The organism is Candidatus Bathyarchaeota archaeon (assembly GCA_026014745.1).
Taxonomy (GTDB): Archaea; Thermoproteota; Bathyarchaeia; order Bathyarchaeales; family Bathycorpusculaceae; genus Bathycorpusculum.
In genome coordinates this window covers 406,340-427,932 of record JAOZHS010000001.1, presented here as the reverse complement: position 1 = coordinate 427,932, position 21,593 = coordinate 406,340, and the positions used below count along the sequence as shown (strand labels likewise).

Annotated in this window: 21 protein-coding genes; 5 read left to right on the top strand and 16 right to left on the bottom strand. The window is 48.2% G+C overall.

Annotated features, from left to right (window positions below):
* Positions 1-57 precede the first annotated feature (57 nt).
* Complete coding sequence (locus NWE92_02350) at positions 58-1,089, bottom strand: glycosyltransferase (GenBank protein ID MCW4028473.1); 1,032 nt, start codon at positions 1,087-1,089, stop codon at positions 58-60.
* A gap of 282 nt (positions 1,090-1,371) precedes the next feature.
* Here NWE92_02350 and NWE92_02345 point away from each other — a divergent pair, with 282 nt between their 5' ends.
* On the top strand, positions 1,372-2,880 hold the full coding sequence (locus NWE92_02345; protein ID MCW4028472.1) for a GNAT family N-acetyltransferase: 1,509 nt from the start codon (positions 1,372-1,374) through the stop codon (positions 2,878-2,880).
* On the opposite strand, the gene NWE92_02340 is transcribed toward NWE92_02345, so the two are convergent.
* From NWE92_02340 to NWE92_02325, 4 genes are read right to left on the bottom strand one after another with little or no spacing between them, the layout of a single operon-like run.
* Positions 2,877-3,146: a hypothetical protein gene (locus NWE92_02340; GenBank protein ID MCW4028471.1), complete on the bottom strand. Its 270-nt coding sequence runs from the start codon at positions 3,144-3,146 to the stop codon at positions 2,877-2,879. The genes NWE92_02345 and NWE92_02340 overlap by 4 nt on opposite strands.
* Positions 3,146-4,378 (bottom strand): cysteine desulfurase, encoded by a 1,233-nt coding sequence (locus NWE92_02335; protein ID MCW4028470.1) that lies wholly within the window; start codon positions 4,376-4,378, stop codon positions 3,146-3,148. Before NWE92_02335 ends, NWE92_02340 begins: the two co-directional genes overlap by 1 nt.
* A 1-nt stretch (position 4,379) precedes the next feature.
* A complete protein-coding gene (locus NWE92_02330; GenBank protein MCW4028469.1) occupies positions 4,380-4,889 on the bottom strand; it encodes an iron-sulfur cluster assembly scaffold protein in 510 nt (169 codons plus the stop codon).
* 1 nt (position 4,890) lies between these two features.
* On the bottom strand, positions 4,891-6,114 hold the full coding sequence (locus tag NWE92_02325; protein MCW4028468.1) for a cysteine desulfurase: 1,224 nt from the start codon (positions 6,112-6,114) through the stop codon (positions 4,891-4,893).
* A gap of 245 nt (positions 6,115-6,359) precedes the next feature.
* Here NWE92_02325 and NWE92_02320 point away from each other — a divergent pair, with 245 nt between their 5' ends.
* Positions 6,360-8,636 carry a DEAD/DEAH box helicase gene (locus NWE92_02320; GenBank protein ID MCW4028467.1) on the top strand — a complete coding sequence of 759 codons (2,277 nt, stop codon included), beginning with the start codon at positions 6,360-6,362 and terminating at the stop codon, positions 8,634-8,636.
* Here NWE92_02320 and purB read toward each other — a convergent pair.
* Together purB and NWE92_02310 are read right to left on the bottom strand one after the other, a co-directional pair.
* A complete protein-coding gene (gene purB, locus NWE92_02315; protein MCW4028466.1) occupies positions 8,633-9,967 on the bottom strand; it encodes an adenylosuccinate lyase in 1,335 nt (444 codons plus the stop codon). The two genes, NWE92_02320 and purB, sit on opposite strands and share 4 nt — an antisense overlap.
* Before the next feature lie 97 nt (positions 9,968-10,064).
* Positions 10,065-10,568: a hypothetical protein gene (locus NWE92_02310; GenBank protein MCW4028465.1), complete on the bottom strand. Its 504-nt coding sequence runs from the start codon at positions 10,566-10,568 to the stop codon at positions 10,065-10,067.
* Between the two features lie 133 nt (positions 10,569-10,701).
* Between NWE92_02310 and NWE92_02305 the strand changes: the two genes are divergently transcribed.
* Complete coding sequence (locus NWE92_02305; protein ID MCW4028464.1) at positions 10,702-12,150, top strand: asparagine synthetase B; 1,449 nt, start codon at positions 10,702-10,704, stop codon at positions 12,148-12,150.
* Between the two features lie 2 nt (positions 12,151-12,152).
* Here NWE92_02305 and NWE92_02300 read toward each other — a convergent pair whose 3' ends face one another.
* The 4 genes from NWE92_02300 to albA form a co-directional block, all read right to left on the bottom strand.
* Positions 12,153-12,572: a hypothetical protein gene (locus tag NWE92_02300; GenBank protein ID MCW4028463.1), complete on the bottom strand. Its 420-nt coding sequence runs from the start codon at positions 12,570-12,572 to the stop codon at positions 12,153-12,155.
* Between the two features lie 763 nt (positions 12,573-13,335).
* Positions 13,336-14,655, bottom strand: a complete 1,320-nt coding sequence (gene aspS, locus NWE92_02295) for an aspartate--tRNA(Asn) ligase (protein MCW4028462.1) — start codon at positions 14,653-14,655, stop codon at positions 13,336-13,338.
* Between the two features lie 14 nt (positions 14,656-14,669).
* A complete protein-coding gene (locus NWE92_02290; GenBank protein MCW4028461.1) occupies positions 14,670-15,179 on the bottom strand; it encodes a hypothetical protein in 510 nt (169 codons plus the stop codon).
* Positions 15,180-15,228: 49 nt separating this feature from the next.
* Positions 15,229-15,528 carry a DNA-binding protein Alba gene (albA, locus tag NWE92_02285; GenBank protein ID MCW4028460.1) on the bottom strand — a complete coding sequence of 100 codons (300 nt, stop codon included), beginning with the start codon at positions 15,526-15,528 and terminating at the stop codon, positions 15,229-15,231.
* A gap of 305 nt (positions 15,529-15,833) precedes the next feature.
* Between albA and NWE92_02280 the strand changes: the two genes are divergently transcribed.
* Both NWE92_02280 and NWE92_02275 read left to right on the top strand, forming a co-directional pair.
* Positions 15,834-16,292 carry an Lrp/AsnC family transcriptional regulator gene (locus NWE92_02280; protein ID MCW4028459.1) on the top strand — a complete coding sequence of 153 codons (459 nt, stop codon included), beginning with the start codon at positions 15,834-15,836 and terminating at the stop codon, positions 16,290-16,292.
* Positions 16,293-16,388: 96 nt separating this feature from the next.
* On the top strand, positions 16,389-16,550 hold the full coding sequence (locus NWE92_02275) for a 50S ribosomal protein L40e (protein ID MCW4028458.1): 162 nt from the start codon (positions 16,389-16,391) through the stop codon (positions 16,548-16,550).
* Positions 16,551-16,982: 432 nt separating this feature from the next.
* On the opposite strand, the gene NWE92_02270 is transcribed toward NWE92_02275, so the two are convergent.
* The 5 genes from NWE92_02270 to serS form a co-directional block, all read right to left on the bottom strand.
* Complete coding sequence (locus tag NWE92_02270; GenBank protein MCW4028457.1) at positions 16,983-17,651, bottom strand: DUF47 domain-containing protein; 669 nt, start codon at positions 17,649-17,651, stop codon at positions 16,983-16,985.
* 372 nt (positions 17,652-18,023) lie between these two features.
* A complete protein-coding gene (gene cofD / locus NWE92_02265) occupies positions 18,024-18,968 on the bottom strand; it encodes a 2-phospho-L-lactate transferase (protein MCW4028456.1) in 945 nt (314 codons plus the stop codon).
* A complete protein-coding gene (locus NWE92_02260; protein MCW4028455.1) occupies positions 18,965-19,423 on the bottom strand; it encodes a molybdenum cofactor biosynthesis protein MoaE in 459 nt (152 codons plus the stop codon). Before NWE92_02260 ends, cofD begins: the two co-directional genes overlap by 4 nt.
* An 89-nt stretch (positions 19,424-19,512) precedes the next feature.
* Positions 19,513-20,208, bottom strand: a complete 696-nt coding sequence (locus NWE92_02255; protein MCW4028454.1) for a 30S ribosomal protein S3ae — start codon at positions 20,206-20,208, stop codon at positions 19,513-19,515.
* Positions 20,209-20,257: 49 nt separating this feature from the next.
* A complete protein-coding gene (serS, locus tag NWE92_02250; protein ID MCW4028453.1) occupies positions 20,258-21,547 on the bottom strand; it encodes a serine--tRNA ligase in 1,290 nt (429 codons plus the stop codon).
* Positions 21,548-21,593: the final 46 nt, after the last annotated feature.

Sequence of the window (21,593 nt, the reverse complement as noted above, 5' to 3'; positions counted from 1 at the left end):
GAGTCGTCGAAACCAACTTGGGAAAATCAGAAACGTGGATAAAGATGAGCATTTGATTTATTTTGAGTTCCAATCATCGCTAAACCCTATGAAATCTGAAAAGGGGAACTTTTTGCCACTAGCCATGGCATCGAGTTTGTGGCGACCAACGATCCCCAGTTTCTTTAAAATTTCACGGTGCTGCCGAGCTTTCCTTATGCGACCAATAAAATGTTTATGCATCACAAAAAAATCCCATGTAACAGAATGAACACTATCCTTTTGCTTAACACGACTTATCTCGTATCTGAGTAGGCTACGCTCAAAGTAAGCGAAAACAATGTAGGGCCAAAAAGAATACGGCGCAATCTTTAGGTACATAGAATGAGTGTTCAACACGCTAAGCCTGATTTGTTTGTCATCCATCTTTTGACTGGTTCGGCCCCCCTTATGCGCCGCGTTAACTTGGGGCGAAAAAATTAATTTGTAACCAGCACAAACCATTCTAAAGCCGAAATCGACGTCATCGTAATCAAATGCAAAAGTTTCATCAAACCCACCGATATTCATAAGCGCGTCCTTTCTGATGAGCATAAATGCTCCCCTCAGGTATGGGATCTCGTCTGCCTCCATTTTTGAAAGCGCTCTAATGTTTTCGCCTTGACGCCGGCAATATGGAGTGTAGCGGTATTCGTCTACTTTTTTTATGTAATCACCCATCGAATCGACAGTCTGCAAGTCAAAGTTAACAAGTAAAGGTTGAACACCATAACATTTGCCAGTATGAAGGAGAGTAATCAAAGAAGAGATGTCGTCTAAAATCAACGTGTCATCATCAACAAACAACAAAATGGAAGAATCAGATAGCATACTACCAAGGTTTCGTCCAAATGCAAGACCTTTGCCATGCTGCGGGTCCATCAGCACGAGTCTTGTTTTGATTAAGTTCTGTTTGTCGCGGGTCATTTCAGAGAGGACTTGATTAACATCTGTTGATGAATCAACTGATTCTGTTAGCAGGATTAACTCATATTTCATTGACAAGTGACTTGTTGAATCAACTAGGGCATTTACGTAGTCACTTGGAAAACTTGGAAAAGTAACAACAATGCTTAAGTCGGTTGACTGAACAAAGTTGCTATGAACAGTAAATACTTTTGAAATCCCTATCGCCTCATTTCAGTTTCGGAAATTGACGAATAACAATTAATTTATTGTGTGTTTATTTTAGCTTAATAAAATTTATTGTATTTTTATTTCAGGTTAATTAACTTTTACACCAATCAACACTCATCGGCACCCTATAGCGGAGAAATCATGGGGGAATAGATAGATTTTCATGTAAGAACATATAATTAAATTCAAAGCGCTTCCACTTGGAGATTTCTTCGCGTGACAGAACAGCAGGCACCGATACGAATCCGCATAGATGTTGATTACCCCTATGCGTCCCGTCCTAAAAGCTTCTTAGCGGTAGCGCTCCGACGAAAAAACAAAACCAACCCAGCCTACCTGCTAAACGCCCGCGTCATAGCCACCATGATTAACGAATCCAAAAAGAAAGTGCATGCATACTGGTTCTTCACCCCCTACACCATCCCCGACCAGCGCCTGCTGGATTTGCTTAATCCCGAGAGGCACACGGTAGCTTTACACGTTGCCAATCGCCCCTTTGAAGAATGGAAAATCCTAGAGAACCAAACCAACCGAACCATCCAGTACTACACTATCCATGGCACCAAACGCGTAGTTATGCGGATGTTGTGGGGACGTAATCTCGGCGAGAGCCAAGCTAAAATCCCCCCTGATTTTCCACTTACCTCTTTTCATGATGAGTCTAAGGTGGGCAAAACATACAGTATTGATGCGTTAAGGGGCAGCCATGATGTTGAGGGCACCATAAACGAAGTTAAGAAATGGATAAACCATAACCATATACTGTCTATTCATCCTGAATGGTTGTTCCAAAAGAAGGGCCACCGAGAACCCTACTACGACGTGTTAAAGAGCATCTTAGAAGTGGATGAAGGATTCCAAGACATACACATCCACAAGCGATTCTTCTCTCGAGTGGCACGCAACATCAAAGAATACCAATACGACCTCAACGTAACAGAGGGGCTGATGGAGAAGCTGCGTGCCCGCGATGTTGACATCCTCACCTTTATGGACCGCCGATGGTGCAACCCCATCAACAATCCACCGTCTGACTGGGTCCGCGAAGAAGACAACGTTGGATTGCTAGAAATCACCGACTACGAGAAATGGTGGAATGACATCGGCAAAAAAACCCGAAACATGGTGCGTAAAGCAGAAAAAAGCGGCGTAACCGTCACCGTTGCCGAACCCAGCGAAGAATTAGCCTTGGGAATCTGGAAAATCTACAACGAGACGCCTATCCGTCAAGAACGCGCATTTCCCCACTATGGCGAATCCCTCGACACAGTACGCGGCAACATGTATGCCAGCCAAAACAACACGTTTATCACCGCGGTACTTGAGGGAGAAATCGTGGGTTTCATCCAACTCCTCTACGGCGACCGCATAGCCATCATCTCAAACATCTTAGCCATGCAGAAGCATTGGGACAAATCCCTCAACAACGCCCTATTAGCTAAAGCGGTGGAGGTCTGTGCAGCACGGGGTGAGCGGTGGCTTATGTATGGTCGCATCGGCAACCACCCCTCGCTGGACAAGTTTAAGGATAACAACGGATTCCAAAAGTTCCCCATCAACCGCTTCTATGTGCCTCTCACGGGTCGAGGCAAAACCGCCATACGATTAGGCATGCATCGTGAACTAAAAGACGCCCTGCCCGACGCCATAAAATATCCGCTTATACCCGCGTTGAATTGGGTTAGCCGCACCAAAGTAAAAGTGAAAATGGCGCTGAAACGTTAAAGGAGCAGCTTAGTCAGAAAATCCATCAGTTCCATCTTGGTTTTAAAACCGCGGAAGATGGCTTTGCCGCTTGTGTAGAGCCGAAAAGATACGCCTTGGAAGTTTAACTCGAAAATTACGCCTGCTAAATTGTTTTTTTGTTGGGCGCGTTTGAGGATGTAAGCTATGATTTCGTCTTTTTTTTCGTACTTAAAAATGACAATCACGTCGCTTTCTGCGCCGCAGGTGCCTTCGATGCGTGCAACGTAGTCAGCGACGGTTGACATTAGAGTTTATCAAACTCCTTGAGGACTTCTATGAATCGGTCGACTTCGGTTTTGGTGTTGTAGAGGTAGAAGCTGGCGCGTGCGGAGGATTCGAGTTTGAAGGCTTCATGCAGGGGCTGGGCGCAGTGGTAGCCGCTTCGCAGGGTTATGCCATAAGTGTCGCAGAAGAGCGCCACGTCATGTGAGGAGAAGCCTTTGACGCCGAAGGGTATGATGCCGAGTTTTTTGGATGCATCATGAGTACCGTAAACGGTGACTTTTTTGACTTCTTGAAGGCGTTCTGTAGCGTATTGGGAGAGTTCCCGCTCGTGGCAAAGCACGTTTTCCATGCCGATGTCTTGGAGGTATTTTACTGCGGCGCCTAACCCGACGGCACCAGCGATGTTTGGGGTGCCAGCTTCAAATTTATAGGGTACATTATTCCAAGAAACCGCACAACGCCCCTTAACCTGATTATAAGAAACATCCTGTATCATCTCGCCGCCCCCCATAAACGGCGACATCTTCTCAAGCACCGCTTTTTTGCCGTATAAGCCGCCTATGCCTGTGGGTCCAAGCATCTTGTGACCTGAGAACGCTAAGAAATCCATGCCGATGTCTTGCACGTCTGTTTTCATGTGTGGGACGCTCTGGGCGCCGTCGATAAGCATGAGTGCACCGTGGTCATGTGCGGCTTTGGTGGCGCGTTTGACATCGTTTATTATGCCTGTTACGTTGGAGACGTGGCTTAGGCAGGCGATTTTGGTTTTGTTGGAGAGTTTAGCTTCAAAATCGTCGTAGTCCAACGTACCATCGGAATGGACGTTGACGTATTTGAGGGTGAAGCCTCTGATTTTTGAGACGATTTCCCATGGCACAATATCGCTGTGATGTTCCAGCAAAGAAACTAAGACTTCGTCGCCTACTCCCAGCGTGTTGAGTCCCAAAGAATACGCCACTAAATTGATGGCTTCTGTGGTGCCCCTTAGGAACACGATTTCGCTTGGGGATTTTGCGTTAATGAATTCTGCGACGCTTTCTCGTGCCTTCTCGTAGAGGTCGGTTGCTTCCACGGAAAGGGCATGAACCGCGCGGTGGACGTTGCCGTTGTGGTTTTGGTAGTAATCTGTTATTGCGTCGATGACTTGGCGGGGTTTCTGAGTAGTTGCAGCATTATCAAAGTAAATGAGGGGTTGGCCGTTGATTTTTCGCCCCAAAATAGGGAAATCTCGGCGAATCGCTTCTGTGTCCACGTTACTTTTCTGCCTCAGGTTTTAGCCGCTTAGAGAGTGTCTTTGCCAGTTCCTCTTCTTCAAGCGCCTGTTTCTCTTCATAAGTGTGGTCCTTAGGTAACCAACTGGGGGCTTCTACGCCTTTCTGAGTGAAGTATTGACGGATAGCACGTTTGAGTGCGCCAACAGCTAAAACGCCGCAGTGGAATTTGACGCTGGGTAACCCGCCGATTTCCTCGGTGACTTTTTTCCAAGTGATATTATTCCAAGCATCCTCAAGGGTTAGGCCTTTTATCATTTCGGTTACAATGCTGCTGGTCGCGATGTTGGCGGCGCAGCCGTAGCTTTCAAACTGGGCACGCTCGATGACCTGTTTGGCTTCGTCGATTTTAAGGTAGAAAGTAATCATGTCTCCGCATGCAGGGTTCCCTGCTACGGCGACTACGGTTGCATCTTCCATTTTGCCCAAGTTCTTGGGGTTACGGAACAAATCCATGACTTTAGGGTTGTAAGGTAGAGGTATACGAGACATGTTAGTGCACTCCTGTTGTGCCGACTATCCCACGAATACGATTAACTGCTGGGGGTAAAACACTCAGAACATAGGATATATCTTCTTCTGTTTGACTCCGAGTAGTCTTCATCAAGATGCTACCATGAGCTTCCTCAAAAATGCGTCCAATAGCAATGAGAACGTGGCTGGGTTGGAGAAGTCTACGGCTGCAGGCAGAGCCGCTGGAGACATAGACGCCTTTTAGGCTGAGCTCGATTGTGAGGGCTTCGCCTTCCGCGCGTAGGATGCTGATGTTTGCGTTGTCGGGGCTGCGTTTGGCGCCTTTGGGACCGTTAAACCGTAAATCCGAGAGTTCAGTAAAGATGCCATCGACAAGTTTGTCGCGAAGCATACGCATTTTTGTGGTGTTGCCTTCAAAATTGTCAAATGCCAACTCGGAAGCCTTAGTGAAACCAACAATCAGTGGGGTGTTTTCGACGCCGGGCCAAAGCCGCTGGGTGCCAATTTGTCCTTCAAGGATGCGTTCGAGGTTTACGCCGTCTTTAACGTAGAGGGCGCCCATGCCGCGGGGGCCTTGGATTTTGGAGCTGCTAACAGTAGCCATATCCACGCCGAGGTTCTCGACGTTTAGGGGTATGCGTCCGTAGGCGTCGGAGGCGTCAGTGTGAAAAAGCACATGGGGGTTTTGAGTTTTGGCGATGTCAACTGCTTCTTTTATGGGTTGGATTGTGCCCAGTTCGTTGTTTACGCTGGAGATGCTTACAAGTATGGTGTCTTTATCCACGGCTTGTTTGAGTTTTTCAAGGTTGATAAAGCCTTCATGGTCAACGGGGATTTTCTGGGTGACAAAACCATATTTACTCATCATATCGGCAACTTGCAAAACGTTTATGGGTTCAATTTCGGAGATGACGATTTTTTTGCCCTTGCCCTTCTGAGCGAAACATCCGCCCATGATGGCTTCGTTGTTGGCTTCAGTTTCGCTGGGGGTAAATGTGATTTCTTCGAGGTTTTTGGCGCCCATGAAGCGGCTGATTTTGCCAAAGCAGTTCATGATTGCCTCGAAGGCTTCCCATCCGGGTTTGTGAGTTAAGGTGGGGTTGCCGTAGGCTATCTTGTTCCAGTAGGGAAGCATGGCGTCAATGACTTCTTGGGGAACAATGCTGCTGTTCTCGTTGTCTAAGTAGACTTCGTGCGTGATGCCTTCGTGAAGTTTTAGGAGTTCCTTTACGTTTTCAACCATACTGAATCCCTGCCAATAATTAAGATGGATAACTTGCCAAAGTGGATATGCAACATCAACTAAAAAAACCTAACCACAAAACGGCTTCGACCCCTCGCTTGGGCAGCAAGGGCTGAAAACAAAAAAGGACCGCCGCCAAAACCAGCTAAAGTAAATAACAGGCAACAAACGCAGGAAGCAAACTAAAAACTCTAATAACCCCACCTAAACATACACAAGGAACAAACCAAATTGTGGCGCAGCCATTGAAAATCGCAGAGTTATCCATCCCCGATTCAGTTAAAGAGGTACTCACAGGTTTAGGCATCACTGAGTTGTTCCCGCCCCAAGCCGACACCATAAAAGCAGGCGCCCTAGACGGACAAAACATTGTCCTTGCCAGCCCCACAGCATCGGGCAAAACCCTAATCGCCGAACTCTGCGCCCTCAAACATGTACTCTGCAACGATGGCAAAGTGATTTATCTCTCGCCCCTACGCGCCTTAGCCAGCGAGAAGTTTGAGGAGTTCCAAAAATACACTAAAATCCAAAAACCCGACGGACGAAAAGTCAGCGTCGGCATCTCCACAGGCGACTTTGACAGCGCCGACAACTGGCTCGAACGCTACGACATCATCGTAACCACCAACGAAAAAGCCGACTCCCTACTGCGGCACCGCTCGAAATGGATGGATAGCATCTCGCTAGTCATCGCCGACGAAGTGCATCTGCTAAACGAAGCCGACCGAGGACCCACACTCGAAATCGTGTTGGCACGGCTCATGCAGGTTAACCCCCACATCCAAATCCTCGCGCTGTCCGCCACCATAAACAACGTCGACGAAATCGCAGGGTGGCTAAACGCCAAATATATCGTCACTGAGTGGCGCCCCATAAACCTCAAGGAAGGCGTCATCTTACAAAACGAAATCCAATACCGCGACGGCGGCTCACGCCAAATCGAGCAGCCCACCCGCCAAACAGTCATAAACATCGTGCTCGACACGCTCAAAGGCGGCGGGCAAGCACTAATTTTTGCTTCAACCAGACGAAACGCGGTTTCAGCGGCGAAAACCGTCGCGCCCCATATGGACAAGGCGTTGTTCCCACAGTCGGGGTCTAAACTGATCAAAAAAACCTTAGAGGAAAAAGTGCGTAAAACCCTTGATGATGAAGCAAAAAAAATCCAAGAAGCAGGCGAACGCACAGGCTTAAGCGACGAGTTAGCTGAGTTGGTGCGTTGCGGCGTCGCCTACCACCACGCGGGACTCTCAGGGGCACATCGAAAAATCATCGAAGACGCCTTTAAAGCCCGCACAATTAAAGTCCTCACCGCCACGCCGACGTTGGCTTGGGGCGTCAACTTACCCGCCCGAGCAGTCATCATTCAGGATTATCGCCGTTTCGAAGCTGGATTGGGCAATTACCCCATCAGCGTGTTGGACTATAAGCAGATGGCGGGACGCGCGGGCAGACCGAAGTATGACAAGTTCGGTGAATCCGTGCTTATCTCCAAAACCGCCGACGAAGCCGACTTCCTTATGGAAAACTATGTTTTGGCAAAAACCGAGAAAATCTGGTCACGACTCGCCGTTGAGAGAATCATCCGCACTCACGTGCTAGCCACCATAGCATCGGGTTACGCGGACACCGAGCAGGGCATCTACGAGTTCTTTGGCAAAACCTTCTATGCATACCAGTTTGATGTGAAAGCAATCAAAAGCGTCATCGACAAAATCCTGCGTTTCCTCGATTCAGAAGACATGATCTGCGTCGCCGGCAGCCGCCTCTTAGCCACCCCCTATGGCCGCCGCATAAGCGAACTCTACATCGACCCACTGTCGGGCGTTATCATCCGAGACGCGCTTCAAGCTAAGCCGCCGCTGCTCACCGAGTTTAGCCTCCTCCACCTTATCGCCCACACGCCTGATATGGGCCCCATCATGCGACCCTACCAACGCGAAATGGATGTGCTAGCCGTGAAAACTGATGATCATAAACAGGAATTCTTCATTGACCCCCCTGACCAGTGGAGCGACCACGTGGGCTACGCCGAGTTTCTGGGCGAAGTGAAAACCGCAATGGTGCTCAACAACTGGATTGAGGAACTCCCCGAAGACAAGATTATGGAACGGTTTAGTGTGCAACCCGGCGACCTCTACCGCACTATCGAAACCTCAAAGTGGCTACTACACGCGATTGATGAACTCTCGCCTGTGGTGTGCAAAAACAAAGACGTAACCGCTTTGAGTCATGAGTTGGTGGAGCGAGTTGAGAAGGGCATTAAACGTGAGTTGCTACCCATTGTGGCGTTGGAGGGGTTGGGCAGAGTCCGCGGACGCATCATATTCAACGCGGGTTACCGAACCATCGAGGACCTCAAACATGCCAGCATCGAAGAGCTCGAGGCGTTACCTATGGTTGGTCCGCGATTAGCTAAGAAAATTAAGGAACAAGTCGGCGGGTTTGTGAAAAAGGAAACGTGGGACAACTTCGCCAAAGCCCCCGAAGAAGCCCAACAAAAAGGGCTCTTTGACTTCTAAGACGTTGCGAAGCGTTCCGCCTGCTGGACTGCGGTGCCAAGGTAGCTTTTTGGATCAAGGGCATGCTCGATTTCTGCGAGGCTAAGTTTGCTGCCCACAAGCGGGTCCTCGGATAGGATTTGTTGGAAGTGTTTGTTCTCCACGGCGCTTTTGATGGTTAACTGCCGTAGGAGCTCGTGGGCTTCTTGGCGGTTAACACCCTTCTTGACAAGGGTCATCATAACGGATTCAGACATTGCGCGTCCCTGCGTGATGGAGAGATTTTGCAGCATACGGTCGCTATCAACGCGGAGGTTAGCCACGATGTTGCACATTAAGTTGAGGATATAGTCGAGCAGAATGCTTGCTTCGGGCAAGATGAATCGTTCCGCGGAGGATTGGGTTAAGTCACGTTCATGCCAAGTAACCATATCCTCCAATGCGGGGGTGTTAAGGCTGCGTACGATGCGGGCTAAGCCGCAGACGCGTTCGCAGGTTTCGGGATTTTGCTTATGAGGCATCGTGGAGCTGCCGACCTGTTTCTTTGCCTCGAAGGACTCAAAGACCTCAGCGATTTCGGGGCGTTGGAGTTCACGGATTTCGGTGGCGAAATGCTCCAGTGACGTGGCAATCATGGCGTATATGCCAACGAGTTCAGCGTAACGGTCCCGCTGGACAATCTGGGTGGATATCTCAGCCGCGGGTATGCCGAGGCGTTTCATGACGATTTCTTGAATTTCCGCTGCATGTTCGCCTAGACCTGCTTGGGTGCCGACTGCGCCGCTGACTTTGCCAACTAACGCACGTTTTTTGCATTCATTTAGTCGGTCTAAGTGGCGGTTAACTTCGTAGCCCCAGACGGCAAATTTGAAACCCAACGTGATAGGCAAAGCATGTTGGCCATGGGTGCGTCCAATCATAACTGTGTCTTTGTATTGTCCTGCTTGTTGTTGGAGGATTTTTTTGAACTCAAAAAGTCTTCTCCAAAGCACCGTGGTTGCGTCTCGGAGTTGCAACGCGTTGGCTGTGTCGACGATGTCATAGCTGGTTGCGCCGAGGTGCACATACGCGCCGCTTTCGCCACATTGTTCAGATAGCGCGCGGACAAGGGATGCGATGTCGTGTTTGATTTCTTTCTCAATCGCTTTGACGCGTTCTACCTTGACGTATTTGGTGTTTGCCATCTCGGCGATTTTTTGGGCGTCCTTGTCGGGGATGTTGCCTACTTCTGCATGCGCCAACGCTAAGGCTGCTTCTACGTCGAGCAGTTTTTGGACGCGGGCTTCTTCTTCGAAGATTTTGAGCATCTCAGGGGTGCCATAACGGCCTGTATCTATAGGGGTGATTGGCAAGAGACTGATTCCTCAGACACAAGGTTATAGCAATTAAAGATTAATGTTTTGTCGATGAAAAGCGGTATAGTTTGGTTTGGCGCTTGCCCAAGGGTGGTTATTGTTGGTTCAGGTGATGTTTGCGTTTGGAGATAACTAAAGTGGCGGTTACTACCAGAACCATTGTGATTAATGCAAAGGCAGATAAGGAAAACTCGGGGATGGAAGGCGTGGGGGAGACTTGGGCTTCTACGGTTATGGTATACTTGTTTAGGTTGGCGCAGATAACTTGGATGTAGTAGTCTTTTTGTCCCTCGCCAATGTAGGTTACTCCGCTTGTTTCGTTAGCGCCAACTTTGGTCATCGTCTCGGTAAACATTGTGGTTTCGCCTTTGGGATAAATGAACACTGAAAAAACAGCGTAATCAGGATAAGCAGGATCAGGTACATAACTCCAAGTTATACGCCACTGGGTTGCAGGAATATAGAAGTAATCGGTTGTTTGACCATTGCTTCCAGTAACTGTGGTTATGGTTTGGTAGGATTGTGCGTCGACAGCGCATAGGGAGGCTATTGCAGTTGCAATGACTAGAAAGCCTGTTACTATTTTGTAGGGTTTCATTCTACTTCCAAAGGTTAAGGCGCGGAGTCTTGTTTAAAGAAATGTGGCTACCTAGTTCCTATAACAATCCATAGGGCATCAACTAAAACGTTAATGTCTTAGCGATGCGTAAGCAAATACAGGTGTAATTGACATGAAGGTTACTGTTGCGGTTTTGAGTAAGGAAGGCGAGAGCGTTATTGAATCCGTGCTTGATGTTCTAAGAAGCGTGGATGTGGGGCAGCCGCTTCATTTGGGACTCATGACGCCCAAGCGGGGAATGTTTGACAAGAACCCCGCGTTACTTAGCAAACAAAGCGCCGAATCAACCGTAGCGGCAGGATTTGCATGCACCCAAGCCCGAACCACCGCAGGATACGACCATCTACAGTTAGAGGATGCCTCGGTACTGTTTGAGGGCAGAGTCTACGCGCCAATTCCTCCAGCAGCAGTCTCTGAACAACTATCCAAAGAACCCCAGCACTGCGAAACCCTCCTAGAAACCCTAATCTCGCAAGCCGATGGCGACTACGCGTTTTGGCTCCTCAAAGAAGGCGCCATAGCCGCAGCGCGTGACCCAGTCGGCGTACAACCCCTCTACTACGGCGAAAACCAAACAATCGCTGCCTACGCTACTAACCGCCGAGTCCTCTGGGAACTCGGCATCGAAAACCCCCTATCCTTCCCGCCAGGCAGCTTAGGCGTCGCCGAGAAGACAGGCTTCAAATTCAAACCCATAAAAACCCTCACATTCAACGAACCCCAACAGGTAACCCTTGACGACGCCGCGGTTAGGCTGCAGATGCTGGTTGAGGAGTCGTTGAAGCGGAGAACTCGCGGGTTGAAGGAGGCGGCGGTTGCGTTTTCAGGCGGCTTAGACAGCAGCGTCGTAGCCTTTTTAGCCAACAAACTCGGCGTTAAAGTACAGCTGTTGCATGTGAGTATGGAAAACGAACCAGAAACGGAGGAAGCCATCGACGCGGCTGAGGCACTGGATTTGCCCATGCAGATACACCTGTTCAAGGATTCTGATGTCGAGAAGACGCTACCGCATGTGGTAGAGCTTATCGAAGAACCAGACCCCATCAAAGCCGCCATCGGCGTGCCTTTTTACTGGACAGCGCAACAGGCAGCAGAGGCAGGGTTTAAGGTGGTGTTGGCTGGGCAGGGCGCCGACGAGTTATTTGGCGGTTATCAACGCTACGTTAACGAGTACTGCAAAGATGGAGCTGAAGCAGTCCGCAAAACCATGTTTGGCGACGTCGTTAACATTCATCAAAGCAACCTTGAACGCGACCTAAAAATCACCAGTTACTTTGACGTGGAGTTGCGTTTGCCCTTCGGATGCTACGATGTTGCGGAGTATGCGTTGTCGTTACCTCTGAGTTGCAAGATTGAACCCAAACCTGACACCCTGCGTAAACTGGTGCTTCGAAAAGTCGCATCTAACCTTGGCATGCCCCCCTCGGTAGCGGATAAACCAAAAAAAGCGGTCCAGTACAGCACAGGCATAAACAACTCCATCAAACGCATAGCCAGAGAACATAACAAAACCGTCGGCGAATACATAGGCGAATTATTCCACAACCAAAAAGCAGCTTAATGCTACCCTGATCCGTCGGGTTTACTACTCAAACCTTTTTGCTTGTTTACGTATTTTTCGCGTGCTCTTGAGTAGACTACAGAACCAACAATAGCCAAAATAGCGAGGACAAGGGCAACCGTGAGAGGCACAACTGGAGGCGCTTCTATGTTGAAAAAGAGAGGATCTGATATGTCAGTGATTCCGAAAGAATCGGTTGCGTAAACTGTAACATTATGTTGACCGTTAGGCAAGCCCGTCAGAGTCGTATTTCCTGTGATTTGCACTAACTCTTGCCCATCTAGACTGTAGGATAGTTCTGAGACGGGGTGGTCAACTGTGAAGGTTAGCGCGAAATTTGAATCGTTAAAAGTAGCATTTTGTGAATATGTGAGGTTAGGGTTTGTCCGCACAGTAAAGTTGACGCTTTTTGAATTGCTCATCAACGGGAAAACGTAAAATTCCTTATATGAATACTCGTATGCCCAAAAATTTTGATAGAACGCTCTGTAAAATGCCCCTGTCACAGTAATGTTAAGACTATGCTTCCCAGAAGGTATACCCGTGAGGGTAAAATTGAAATCCCTAAAGTGGTAAGGTGAAGCTTCAGAAAAATTGGCGTTAGCAATGTCAGAAGTGTTTTGTGAAAAACAGATTATTGGTTGTGTCAACCAGTCGCCCGAGTATTGAATTTCTTTGATATAGGAGGAATAATTGGTTGCGTTCAAGTAATTAGGTCCAGTTGCCTTAAAGCATAAAGGGACTGTTCCATTAGAATAGGATGCGTTTGCTTGCGGAGAGATTATTACTATGGTCGAAGGGCTAATGAAAGGACCTTGCGGAAAAGGCACTTCATAAATCGTGCAGGGGGGTTGGCCCGTAACTGATGAAAACGAGGCAAAGGTAGGCAGTATAAGAACAAAGAGCAACAGCAGCAATGCTAGTTTGCGCATATTATCAACAGGTTTCAAGGTCTTAGTTGGCAATTAAAGCTTTTTCATCAACGTCTCTTGACTGACACAAGGCAAGGTTTCTTGACCATACTTTGACCATATGCTAAATAGTCACGCGATTATTATCGAGTAAAAATTGACCACTTGGTTTTTGCAGTTAGACGCTTTAGCCCCAGCAAGGCTTTGTCCTGTTGAGCCTCAATGCTTTTTATACCTTATACAAAGGAGGTAGGTCTCTGGGGTCACCTATCGTCTAAGGAGTTAGTCGTACTCTGTCGCGTGGGTAGAGAGTGACTTCGCGGATGTTCTTTTTACCCGTCAAAATCATCGTCAACCGCTCCAAGCCGATTGCCCAGCCTGCGTGGGGGGGCATGCCGTAGTCGTAGGCTTGCAGGTGATTTTTGAAAGAGTCGGGTTTGAGGCCTTTCTCTTGCAGCCGTTGGATGAGGAGGTTTTTGTCAGATATGCGGGTGCCACCTGATACGAGTTCGATGTAGCGCCACATCAAATCAAAGCCCTCACAGATTTTGGGGTCTTCGGCGCTGGGTTGGATGTAGAAGGCTTTGGCGTGGGTGGGCCAGTCGGTGACGAAGTAGAAGAAGGGGTAGAGTTTGCCAAGTTCGCGAAAAGCTTCGGTGGGGATGTCTTCGCCCCATGGAATCTCTACACCATGCTCTGCAAGGGTCTCAAGCACCTCGGTGTAGGTGAAGCGTTTGAAAGGCAACTCGGGCACATCAACATGATAGCCCAAGGTGTGGAGTTCGTTAGCGCATTTCTCTTTAACCGTCTTGCAAGCGTGATGAATAACCTGCTCGAGTAGCGACATGACGTCTTTGGCGTTGGCAAAAGCCTGCTCTATGTCGACGGAGGTGAATTCACTTAGGTGCCGTCGGGTGTGGGATTCTTCAGCACGGAAAAACGGTCCCACCTCAAACACTTTCTCGAAGCTAAGCGTCAACTCTTCCTTGTAGAGCTGCGGTGACTGGGCAAGATACGCTTTCTGCTCGAAGTAGTCAACGCTGAAGAGTTCTGCGCCGCCTTCAGTCGCGGAGGCGATGATGCGGGGGGTGTGGACTTCGAGGAAGCCGTTGTCAAAGAGGTAACTGCGAATCGCTGAGAGCGCCGTGTGTTGGATTTTGAATGCCGCAAGGTTCTTCTCTAAGGTTAAATCAAGGGCGCGGGCGTCAAGGCGGGCTTCGATGTTGGCGGGGGTTTTGCCCGTGATGTCTATGGGTAACTGTTCCGTGGCGGTGCTTAGGATTTTGATTTGTGTGGGGATGACTTCGATGCCGCGGGGCGTCATGTTAGTTTTCTTCACCGTACCCCAAACTGCAACGCTAAACCGTTTCTGTAGCAAATTCGATTTAGCAAGCACCTCGGGACCAACACGTTTCTTGGGTATGGTAAGCTGAAGGGTGCCTTCGCGGTCCTGGAAAATCAAGAAGCGGATGCCGCCTAAGTCGCGGATGTCTTGGATCCAGCCAAACAGCGTGACTTCTTGCCCATCAAGGTCAGGTGAAACTTGGCTGGTATAATGAGTCCTAATCCAGTCACCTAAACAGTCCAGATCCATAGTTAACCAACCCGTTAATCTGCAATTTCTACCCGAAGCGACATCTTACGCACTTTACTCGCGATCTCCTTTAACGCCTTAAGATCCATGGGCAACTGAGCGCCACGTTTGCGTTTGAGGATAACGCGGGTTTCGGTGGTTCCGTCCGGAAGCCATATCGTGTTAATGGTTAGGATGCTGAAGGGTATGAAGAGGTCTTCGAGGAATTTGCGGTCGTCAACGCCATATTCAAGTACACGGACGTTTTTGCCTGTTTCGTCGCCTATGGTTTTGACTATTTTGCCGCCGTAACCTAAAAGTTTAGGAACATCGCCGTGTCCGACGAGGATGGCTAGAGTTTTCTCTACGTCAACGGCTTTGTAGAAGCAGACGTTTTGCAGGGAAGGATACTTATCTTCTAGACCAAGCAATAAACGTGCGATCTTGAGGTCTAGGTCACTTATTTCGCCAGCTTTAACTTTAGCTGAGCACTTTTGGCATAGAATGCCGCTTTTTAGGCAGAAGCTGCATAGTTCAGTTTTCATTGGAGTTCGTCGGTTCCTGCAAAGAAGGAGTTTTCGCTATGCGCGTGAGTTACCTCATCAAGGTTATCTCGATGGTGCTAACGTTTGTTGCGCCGTGGCTTGATTCGTCGTCTTCATCGTGGTCTTGGGGCTGGAATTGGTCTGTGCCGATGCCGATGCGTTTGATCTTGACGTCGGGTAGGAAACGATGTCTAACTACTTCAGCGACGTCGATGGCTCGGCTGATGGATTTGCCGCGTGCTTTGATGCTGACTTCTTTAGCTCCGCCGTGGAAGAAGGTGATGCAAGCAAGGACGTAGTTCATTATGGGTTTTTTGCCTATCAAGACTGCGTTGGCGGTTTCCGTCACGGTTGCGCTTCACTCCTAGTTTACTTTTTAAGTGGCTTCAGTAAAGCTTTTTTTCATAATAAATACATTGTGGTGTTTTGTTTGTGTTCTCAGCGGAGCAAAAAACGCCGTTTTTGGCGGTTGCGCCATGATTTAGGGTGCCTTGTGTTGCAGTTTTGCGGGCGTCCATAGCTCATAAAATGCGTCTGAGTGGAAAGGGTGTTTAGGCAGAGTGTCAAGGCAGGGGGTTTAGCAGTCAAATTCTTAAATAAGTATGCTACTATTGTAAAGGTTTAACTTAACAAATCAACAGCTAAGGGACCAGTTTGGAACCATTAACTAAACGCTCAATTCAACTCTTAAAAACCCTCTACGAAAAAGGAAAATCAACCAATACCTACACACTCCGCGTCAAACAAGACGAATTATCAGGGCAACTCGGCGTCAGCCGCCAAGCCCTCAACGTGCACCTGCGTAAACTCAAAAACCGCGGCTACATCCGCACTGGCCGAGGCTTCATAGACGTAACCGAAAAAGGCCTCAACGCCTTAGGCGTCTCCACCACCCCCGCATTCATTCTGCTCAAAGTTTCCCCCATCAAACGCATCCACGTCTACGAACAAATCCATCAGTTGGCGGTTTCTAGGGCTTTTCGCATCGCCGGAGAAGTCGACGCCCTAATCATTGTGGAACGTGAAAACCTCGATGAAATTCTAAAGAAACTCTACACCATCGACGGTATCGAAGACACCCGCAGCTACGTCACCATTGAAGAAATCAAGTAGACAAAACGTCGCATAAGACAGGCATGGTTAAGACAAAAGGTATATTTGATACTTAACCATCAAAGACTTAGCCAAAATAGAAGGTAAGACACTAAGATGCCAATATTAGACCCCGTAAAGAAAACCATCGCGCAGAAGCACCGCTTATACATGAAAATCTGCCGAGACTGCGGCGCACGAAACGCTGAAACAGCGTTGAAATGCCGTAAATGCAAAGGCAAAAACCTGCGCTGGAAGAAACGCGAAATAGTAAAGTAAACACTAATTCTTTCTTTACTTTGCTTTTTAAAATCAAGCACTGTTCGCAGTGCTCTTTTGTTTAATGCCCCTTTTGTAATGTAAGCGGTTAATCCCCAGCAGGTTTAGCCAATAAAAGTAAGTTGCTTCAAAAAAGGTGGACCGCCAAGATTTAGGCAGCCAACGTGAGGGACCATCTAACTGAACCGCAGGTGCGACAGGGCGGGAAAGTCTCGGTTTTAGAAAGCGGAATATTGACTCTGGCACGTTTATCTCTACAATAATGCGCCCATAACCCAGAGGCGGGGCATTTTTCGCCTGTTCGGTAAAATTTTTTTAGCTTAGCCTTTTGGGGAGTCTTTGTGGTCGTCAAAGTATCATCCGATACACCCATTGATAGAATTTGCATTATAAGCTTTGCTTATCAATGCTAAGTAAAAAAGAAGAAGAGGGTTACTCTCTGCTGGAGAGAACCTCAATGTAGTCGGCTGTGTCTGCACACATGTCGGCTGCTTGCTCGATGAACTCGATGAGGTCATCAAAAATAACCATTGCACCGCAGTTCATGTTGGCGCCATACTTAACGAATAAGCCTTTGGCGTTTAGGTATTCTTCGTCGATTGCATGCTCGATGTCGCCGACGGCTTTGGCTTCTTTTATGGCGTCACTGGGGTTAGATGAGATTTTCTCGATGCTGCCCCGCAGGGTCTGTGCAGTCTCCACCAGTTTGGAAGTCATGAAAACTGTTTTCTTAAGGAGCTCTGCAGGCATCTCGACGTCGCCTAACATTTCGAGACATCGAGCTGCGTCCTTAGTGTGATCTGCTAAGGTGTCTAAGCGTTTAACAAGGTGCAAGAGGTCTTCGCGGTAGTCAGAGACTAAGGCGGCGCCTTTGGATAACTCCATGAATGTTTCTGTTCGGAGTGCATCTACTTCCTCTTCGGCTTTGTAGAGGTTTTGAATATATTTTTTGGCTTCAACATAGTTCTTTTCTGAGAAGCTTTTGGTTGCTTTATGCAGCCACGTTACCGTGTCAAATGCTTTTGATATTTGATCATGAGCTAATTCTAAGCCACGGGTTTTGCGGCGTTGCTCGAACCAATCGTAACTTTTTTTCTCCATAACACGTGCACTCCTTGGGAAACTAATTCTAACTTTGCAGATATAACCCTTATCGTGTCAGGTTCTATACTGTCAACTAACAGGGAACCTAACCGCAAGATTTCTAGGCATTTTAAGGCATGCAAGCATCAATTGCCAAGAGCCAGTCGATAAGGTCGGCTCGTCTAGCTTTTGCTTTCCCTCTATTGCCTACTGCCATTTTTTCTATCTGCTCTCACCTCAAACAACTTTTAGACATTGCTGAAGAACCATGGCACTTCAAGTTTTGCGCTCTTCTTTTTCTGTTTATTCAATTGTTAGTTCGCCCTGCGCTGAATGCCATTTTGTCGGTTAGGGCTTATTTAGAATGTCCAAATAATATATAGAAAATATTTAGTTGCCCAAAGAGTCTCGGAGAGCAAGTACCGTTTTGGCTAACGTTGCCTTATCCTGCAAACTAGCCATTATGGTGTTAGTTACTGCCACTTTGATGCCCAACTTTTCGATTCGACTCTGCAAATTTGCATCTCGTTGGTCAATAACAAAGCCGTCAAGAAAATCAGAGTAATACTGGGCGACGCCAAACGCAGAAACCTCCAGCCCCAAGCCACGCAGCATCTTATCTGCGGGACCCTTAATTGGTAAACCGGCAACGATTGGGCTTACCCCTACCACTTTGGCGTTGGTACGCTGCAAGGCGTCACGTACACCAACAACCGAAAGAATCGTGCCTATGCTTACGATGGGGTTGCTGGGACATACAATCACCGTATCCGCCTCCAATATCGACTCTAACACGCCTGGAGAAGGCTTAGCGGTAACTGCACCTACAAAATCTATGCTCAGGATTTCGGGACTGCATTGGTGTTTTACAAAGTATTCTTCAAAATGCATCGAACCCTGAGGCGTGGTTACGTGGGTTTCGAATTTGTCATTGCTCATCGGCAGAACCTTAACCGACACACCGTACGCATTGCACACCTCGGAGGTTACGTCAGTTAGGGAGGCGCCTTGGCGGAGGCGGTTTGTGCGGTAAATATGTGTGGCGAGGTCTTGGTCGCCGAGGTTGAACCATGTATCGGCACCCTGTTTTTTGAGCATTCCAAGACAGTTGAAGGTGTCGCCGCGGATGCCCCAGCCCTTTGTCTCATCAACAATGCCTGCTAAGGTGTAGGTGACGATGTCAACGTCGGGGCTGATGTGCAAACCGAAGAGTTTGATGTCATCTCCTGTGTTAGCTATCACAGTTAGGTCTTTGGGTTGAATATGCTGGGTTAGGCCAGTTAGGAATCGGGCTGCGCCTACTCCGCCTGCGAGAGCCACAATCAACGTTTTCACCGATGATGCTCTTTCTCTGAAACCCAATAAGCTTTTTTGGCTCCTTCAGGCGAGGTTAAATGCTCTTTTTTGAAGATGGGTACTTCAGATTTGTAGCGTTCCACCGCTTCGCGAAGCACAGGAAACACTTGGTCACGGTGTGAACCTGCAACTGCAACGTAGACTAAGTCGTCGCCTACTTTGAATTCGCCAAGGAGATGGTGAAGTTGGACGTTGACGATGCCCGGTTTCTCGGTGAGTTCGGTGCTGATTTTTTGGAGAACCTCATTGGCTTTTTCCTCGTAGGCTTCGATGGTGAGTTTCTCTACGGGTTCCTGCTCAAGCGTGTTGCGGCGGACTACCCCCACAAACAAGCAGATTGCGCCGGCTTTAGCGTAGTTGGGGTCTTTTTTGATTTTGTCGATTGTGTCTTGTACGCTAAAAGTTCCTTTCTCATGTACACCTGCATCAGTCAAAAGTGCTGTCTCCTACGGGAGGAAAATAGAATGCGCTCTCTTTAACTGTTTACGGTACAAGAGAAATTAAAAGAAAGAAAAAGTTGTGGTTAAGCTTCCACGGATTCTTCTTCTGGTTCAGGTTCAGGCTCTGGTTCGGGTGCAGGTGCAGATGCGGGTGCTCCACGTTGAGTTGGAGCTGCTGGGGAGGCGACTAGTTTTGATTTGCGTATACCGACGTGTCGTAGAGGAGCAACGAGTTTTGCTTGGTTGTAGATGTCGGATGCAATTTTGCCTAGAACCATTTCTTGAACGAATTGGTCGAGAGTTAAGGCTGCTGCCTTTTCGTTGATGGTTTTCTCCATCATGTCGCGGATAATTTTTTCCTGTGAAGTCTTTATTCGAGACAGCGTAAGAGCAGAGACGGATACACGGAGTTTGTAGCCGTCTTTGGTGACGATGTTGAATAACCCGTCAACCTTGGTGGTTCGGCGCCTAACTAAGCTTCGGAGGAAGTCACGAGAGTACTCATGGCCTTTGAAGACTGTTTTTGCGCTTTTACCGTCAATCTCGATAATTTGGAAGAACATTTTAAGGTAATGATGTGAGAAGTCGCCTGTTATGTCATAGAGGGTGGCTTCGACGACTCTGCCGATTAACATTTGTTCTTCTTGCGCAGGTATCGCACCTAACTCTATGTTACCGAAGAACGATGGCGCAACTACCATGTACCATGATTTGCCACGCCACTTATCACGTATGTGCTTCGCAGATTTTGTGGTTTTTGCTGCTGGTTTTGTCGACAAGCTTATTTCTCCAAGCCTTCACAAGATTCTCAAGGACATATTAAAATGTTTACCGTTTCCTCTGAATTTTTTGTCTGTTCCCCATGTATTTCTGTAGCGGTTGAGGAATATTTATCGAACCATCTGCATTCTGGTTATTCTCAAGAATAGCCACAATGGTCCGCCCAGTCGCCACCGCAGTGGAATTAAGCGTATGCACTACACCTTTGGGGGGCGCACCAGGTTTTTCACGGTACTTAACGCCCAAACGGCGACCCTGATAATCAGTACAGTTACTGCACGAAACCACTTCGCGGTAACCGTTCTGCGCGGGCATCCACGCCTCAATATCATACTTCTTCGCCGCAACCGTACCGATATCTCCAGTGCAGACGTTCACGACACGGTAGGCTAAGCCAAGCTTCTGCAAAATACCCTCCGCATTAGCCAAAAGCTCCTCATGCAACTGCGGGGAATCTTCGGGTTTGCAGAATATGAATTGCTCGATTTTGTTGAATTGATGCGTTCGGAAAATGCCACGGGTATCTTTGCCGTGCGCGCCAGCTTCCTTACGGAAACAGGTACTGATTCCCGCGAGTTTTATGGGCATGTCCGCTTCGAGGAGGGTTTCGTTCATGTACATAGCCGCCATGGGATGCTCAGAGGTAGCTATCATGTAGAGGTCTTCTTCTTGGATTTTGTAGAGAACCTCCTCAAAATCGCCCAAAGCAGTCACACCCTCGTAGGCGTCCCGCTTCATCATGTAAGGCGGCACAACCGCCGTGTAACCCTTACCCGCAAGCTCCTCAACCGCGAAACACATCAATGCCATATCAAGCATCGCCACCTCGTTTTTGAGGTAAAAGAACCGTGCTCCGCTGACTTTGCCTGCGCGTTCCATGTCGATTTGGTCAAGCTCAAGTGCTAAATCAATATGATTTTTAATTGGAAAATCAAACTGTGGAATAACACCCCACTTTTTAACCTCAACGTTGCCGTGGTCGTCTACACCGATGGGTACACTGTCCTCCAGTAAGTTCGGTAGTCGCAACAGATAATCACGCGTTTTCTGCTCCTGCTCCGCAACCTGCTTCTCCATCGCAGTGATTTTTTGATCAATACCCTGCGCCTTCGCGACTTCATAGGCGGCGTCTTGGCGGGCTTTTTTGAGTTTAGCGATTTCGATGGTGACTTGTTTGCGGTCGTGACGTAAATCGTTTAGTTGGGTTAGGTTGCCTCGCCAGTCCTTGTCGAGGCTAATTAGGTCGTCGAGCATTTGGAGGCATTGGGGGTTGTTGCGTTTTGCCAAATTTTGCTTGACCATTTCGGGGTTGTCGCGTATGAGCTTGATGTCTAACATTTGGTTCACACAGAGGTAATTCTCTACAGACTAACTGAGCATTTTA